At 69.4% G+C, this 4,129-nt stretch carries 5 protein-coding genes and 1 pseudogene; all 6 read right to left on the bottom strand.

Annotation, left to right across the window (positions count from 1 at the left end; translation table 11 throughout):
* Positions 1 to 172: 172 nt before the first annotated feature.
* The 6 genes and pseudogenes from ACZ38L_RS35465 to ACZ38L_RS35440 all read right to left on the bottom strand — a co-directional run bounded on the left by ACZ38L_RS35465 (position 173) and on the right by ACZ38L_RS35440 (position 3,874).
* A complete protein-coding gene (locus ACZ38L_RS35465; protein WP_465701460.1) occupies positions 173 to 1,441 on the bottom strand; it encodes a helicase associated domain-containing protein in 1,269 nt (422 codons plus the stop codon).
* Between the two features lie 25 nt (positions 1,442 to 1,466).
* Positions 1,467 to 1,799, bottom strand: a complete 333-nt coding sequence (locus ACZ38L_RS35460) for an integrase core domain-containing protein (RefSeq protein WP_465701458.1) — start codon at positions 1,797 to 1,799, stop codon at positions 1,467 to 1,469.
* Positions 1,783 to 2,247 (bottom strand): annotated as a pseudogene (locus ACZ38L_RS35455) (IS30 family transposase); the annotation flags it as partial. The pseudogene ACZ38L_RS35455 and the gene ACZ38L_RS35460, both read right to left, overlap by 17 nt.
* A 253-nt stretch (positions 2,248 to 2,500) precedes the next feature.
* Positions 2,501 to 3,097: a DDE-type integrase/transposase/recombinase gene (locus tag ACZ38L_RS35450; RefSeq protein ID WP_465701456.1), complete on the bottom strand. Its 597-nt coding sequence runs from the start codon at positions 3,095 to 3,097 to the stop codon at positions 2,501 to 2,503.
* Positions 3,085 to 3,381: a transposase gene (locus ACZ38L_RS35445; RefSeq protein ID WP_465701454.1), complete on the bottom strand. Its 297-nt coding sequence runs from the start codon at positions 3,379 to 3,381 to the stop codon at positions 3,085 to 3,087. The genes ACZ38L_RS35450 and ACZ38L_RS35445 overlap by 13 nt, the downstream gene beginning before the upstream one ends.
* Positions 3,382 to 3,463: 82 nt before the next feature.
* Positions 3,464 to 3,874 (bottom strand): hypothetical protein, encoded by a 411-nt coding sequence (locus ACZ38L_RS35440; protein ID WP_465701452.1) that lies wholly within the window; start codon positions 3,872 to 3,874, stop codon positions 3,464 to 3,466.
* Positions 3,875 to 4,129: the final 255 nt, after the last annotated feature.

Raw genomic sequence — 4,129 nt, 5'->3', positions numbered from 1 at the left:
AAAGGGGGGGAAAGAAAGGGAACGCGCCCCTGCCCCCTGTTGGGGGGGAGGAAAAAGGGGGGGGGGGGGGGGCCCCCCCCCCCCCCCCCCACCCGCCTGAGCGGGAGGCGACGGCGGTACCTACCGGGCTCAGGGCTGCCCCGGCTTGCGCGTCCTGGACGGTGAGCGCGAGTCAGCTGCTGGTCGACTCGGCGGGCAGGGCGTCCAGGAGGGCGGTCTGCTGGTCGATCAGCTTGCCGTCGGTGCGGGACTTGTCCTGCTTGCGCAGCCACGTGCCGGGGCGGAACGTGGGGTCGGCGTCGCCGCCGGTGCGGTTGGCGGGGCCGGTGAGGGTTCCGCCGGCGGCGAGGTAGGCGAGCAGGCGACGGTACGACCTGTTCCAGTCCGGCTCCAGACGCCACAGCTCGTCCAGCGCATCCAGCTTGGCGGCCTGGTCGTGGGTGAGGTTCTCGGCCTTGCGCTGGCGGCGCATCCACGCCCCGACCGCGTAGTCCTCCAGCTTCGCGGTCGCCGGGATCGCCAGGTGTCCGTGCTGCTGGTGGAAGGCCTTCGCGTAGGCGTGGCCGCGTTCCCAGGCGTTGGCGTTCTTCGACCAGATCATGCCGAGCGCGTCCAGCTCCGAGACGCGGGCCGCATCGAGCAGGCCCTGACCGTTGAGGTGGCGCTGGCGGGCGAGCCAGGAGATCAACTCCGTGTGCTTGGTCCTGTCGGTGGGGTCGAGGTGGCCGTGCTCGATGTGGAACGCGGTGGCGACGGCGTGCATCCGCTGCCACTCGACCGTCCTGGGGTTGAACGCGCGCAGCTTCACCGCCTGGAGGATCTGCGTCGCGTGGTGCCGGGCGTTGATCCGGAGCCACTCGATCGGCGACTGAGCGGTGGTGCCGCTCTCGGCCTGCGCCTGGCTCGCGGTGTGGTGCTTGAGCTGGTGCCGGCTGGTGCGCAGTTCGGTGATCCGGCCGACCACGCGGGCGTCGTGGGCGGCCAGGGCGCGCAGGACCCGCCAGATGGTGCGGAAGCTGGATGCTTCGATCTCGGCGTCGGCCTCGGCCTTCACCACCGCGCCGGCCTCCCGGACCTCGGCCGGGTCGGCGCTGGCGGTGTCGTCGCCGACCAGCGGGCTGGGCAGATACACCGGGATGACGACCCAGGAGACCTTTCCCTGCCGGTAGGACTGGCGCAGCGCCCGGCCGATGGCCTGGACGATGTCGATGATCGAGGATTTGGGGTCGGCGAAGACGATCGCGTCGACGGCCGCGACGTCGACGCCCTCCGACAGCAGGCGGGCGTTGGCGAGGATGCCGCACTCCTCACCGTCCTCACCGGTGTGCGCGGCGAAGTCGGCGAACGCCTCGCGACGGTCCCTGAGCCGGTCGGTGCCCGCGACGGCCCGGGCCCACAGCCGCTCCGGCCGGTCCGCAGCCGGCAGCAGCTCGGATGTCAATCCCCTGGTTTCGTAGAGGCTTTCTTCATGCGGCCAGGCCCTCCTGGCGGTGACCGGCGCGTGCTTCGCTGATGATCCGTTCGAACTCCACCGGCGGCAGTCCGCCGGCCGCGCTGTGCCTGCGGCGTGTGTTGTAGAAGTCGGCGATCCAGGTGGCGATCTCCAGTCGGGCCTCGGCTCGGGTGGCGAACTTGTGCCGGTGGATGTACTCGACCTTGATGAGCGAGTTGAAGCTCTCCGCGGCGGCGTTGTCCAGGGCCGATCCCACGCGCCCCATGGACTGCACCACGCCCAGCCGGTCACACAGCTCGTTGTAGGCGGCGGACGTGTATTGCCCGGGTTCAACCGGTCGTCGCAACACCGCCACCCTGTTGGATCAACAGTAGTTGTTCGTTGAAGGCTTCGGATGGTGTCTTCCATTGCAAGGTCTTGCGGGGACGGCCGTTGAGTGCGGCGGCGACGGCGTCGAGGTCGCTGCGGCTGTGCCTGTTCAGGTCGGTTCCCTTCGGGAAGTACTGCCGCAGGAGACCGTTCGTGTTTTCGTTGGTGCCGCGCTGCCAGGGTGAGTGCGGGTCGGCGAAGTAGACCTGCAGAGTGGCGTCGACGCGCAGTTGCGTGTGCTGGGCCATCTCCGCGCCCTGGTCCCAGGTCAGAGACCTGCGCAGTTGCTCGGGCAGGGTCGTGATCGTGGCGGCGACGGCATCGCGGACGGCCGCGGCGCCGTGCCCTGCCAGGGCCGGGCCGTTCTTGGAACGTGGCTCGCCGTGGCCTTCCATCGGCGGCAGGTGCAGGAGCATCGTGAACCGCCTTCACTGCCGCGGTCGGAGTGGAAGATCACCCCGTCCACGGCGCCGCCCCGCGTGGCGGCGGCCATCTTCAAGATGGTGTCCCACCGAGTGGTGTAGCCGATCAAGGCGGCAAAAGCGCAGTTCACGACCGGAATCCCGGCTTCGGGAACCCCGTCTGGGCTGACAAGGCGTCAGCCTGTGGGCTTCAGTCCGAGGGCGCCGTCCGGTCTCCCGGCAGCTGCGCACCTGTGAAGCTTTGAGGCAAGATCGGCTACACCACTCGGCGGGACACGACCATCTTCAACGACGCGGCGACCAAGGCCGCGTCATGGTGGGCGCCCATCGCGTAGCCGAGGAGGCGGCGCGAGAACCGGTCGATCACCGTGGCCAGGTACAACTTCCCCTCTCCGGTGTCGACTTCGGTCATATCGCCGACCCACAACACGTTCGGCGAGACGGCGTCGAAGTGCCGGCCGACCAGGTCGCGGGCCGCCCGGCGCTTGCCCTGCCGGGTCAGCGAGCGGCGCCGACACGGCGGCTTGCGGCCCTGGAGCCCGAGGTCCGCCATGATCTCGGCGACCGTGCTCACCGAGACCTTCCAGCCCTCGGCCCACAGCTCGAGCGTGACCCTCGGCGAACCGTACGTCTCGCCCGAGCGACGGAAGAAGTATGTGATCCTCTCCTCCAATCGAGCGCGTCTGGCCTCACGGTTCGTCGGCGCGGCCGGACGATTGCACCACTTGTAGTACCACGCCTCGGACACGCCGAGCGCGCGACAGGAGACGGTATGCGGTATGCCGTGCTCGGCCCTCTGGCCGCTGATCACCCCGACGAGCGCCGCCGGGTCCGCCACAGCTACTTCACCCACAGGACCATGCAGCGCTTGAGGACATCACGCTCCATCTCCAGCTCCCGTACCCGCTTGGCCTGTTCGGCGGCCCGCCACCGCAGCCGGGCCAGTTCCTCGCGTTCGGACTCGCCCAGCGTGCCGTCACCGCCGGCCTTCCATGCCCGGCAGACCCAGGTGGCCAGGGTGGTCTCGTTGATCCCCAGCTCCCGCGCCACCTCCGCCACCGACCTCCCGATCTCGGCGACGATCCGCACAGCCCCCTCACGGAACTCCGCGTCGAACTTCCGCCTCTTCTCCGCCATGACTCCCAACTTCCCCTTCAGTCACAGCCTCTACGCTACGAGGGGAAGGTCACCGCCCGCCCTTCACGAGCGTGTGGGTGGTCTACGGGTGGTAGGCCTGGGTGATCGAGGTGATCACGTTCTGGCTGTTGGCCGTGATGAGGTACTGGTTGCCGAAGCAGGCGCCGGGTGCGGCCACGGCGCTCGGGTTGTGCAGGCAGTCGTCCTGCTGCTTCATGAACGCGTCCAGGCTGACCGGCTGCGGTGTGGCACCGTTCAGGACGTAGGTCTTGACGTCGTTGCTGAAGGTGTACACGACCGGGCTGCCGTAGCTCTCGTAGTAGCCGTCGTCCGGGACGTCGGAGCCGCAGACGAACTTGGTGGGCTTGGCCTTCATCCACACCGAGGTCATGTAGCCGTTGTCGGTGGCCTCCACCACCACCTGACCAGCCAGATCCTGCTTCGCCGCCGTCGTACAGTCCTGGCTCGGGGTGGCACCGCCCGACGGCTTCACACCGGTCGGCTTGGCACTCGGCCTGGCGGCACCGGTCGGCTTCGCCGCGATGGTGGGCGCGGTCGAGACGGCGGGGGCCGGCTGGGCGCCGCCGCCGGTGGAGGCCGCGGCGCCGGCCGTCGGCGAGCCAGCGGCACCGTCGATCTCGTCCGGGCCGCAACTGAGGCTTGCGGCTCGGGGTGACGTCAGGGCGAGGTGAGGATCAGGCCGGTCTCGCGGATGAAGCCGTTGAGAAGGTCGGGGCGGTACTGCATT

Source organism: Kitasatospora sp. NPDC024654 (genome assembly GCF_055559155.1).
The sequence above is the reverse complement of the archived record's forward strand: the minus strand, read 5'-3'. Positions and strand labels throughout refer to the sequence as shown.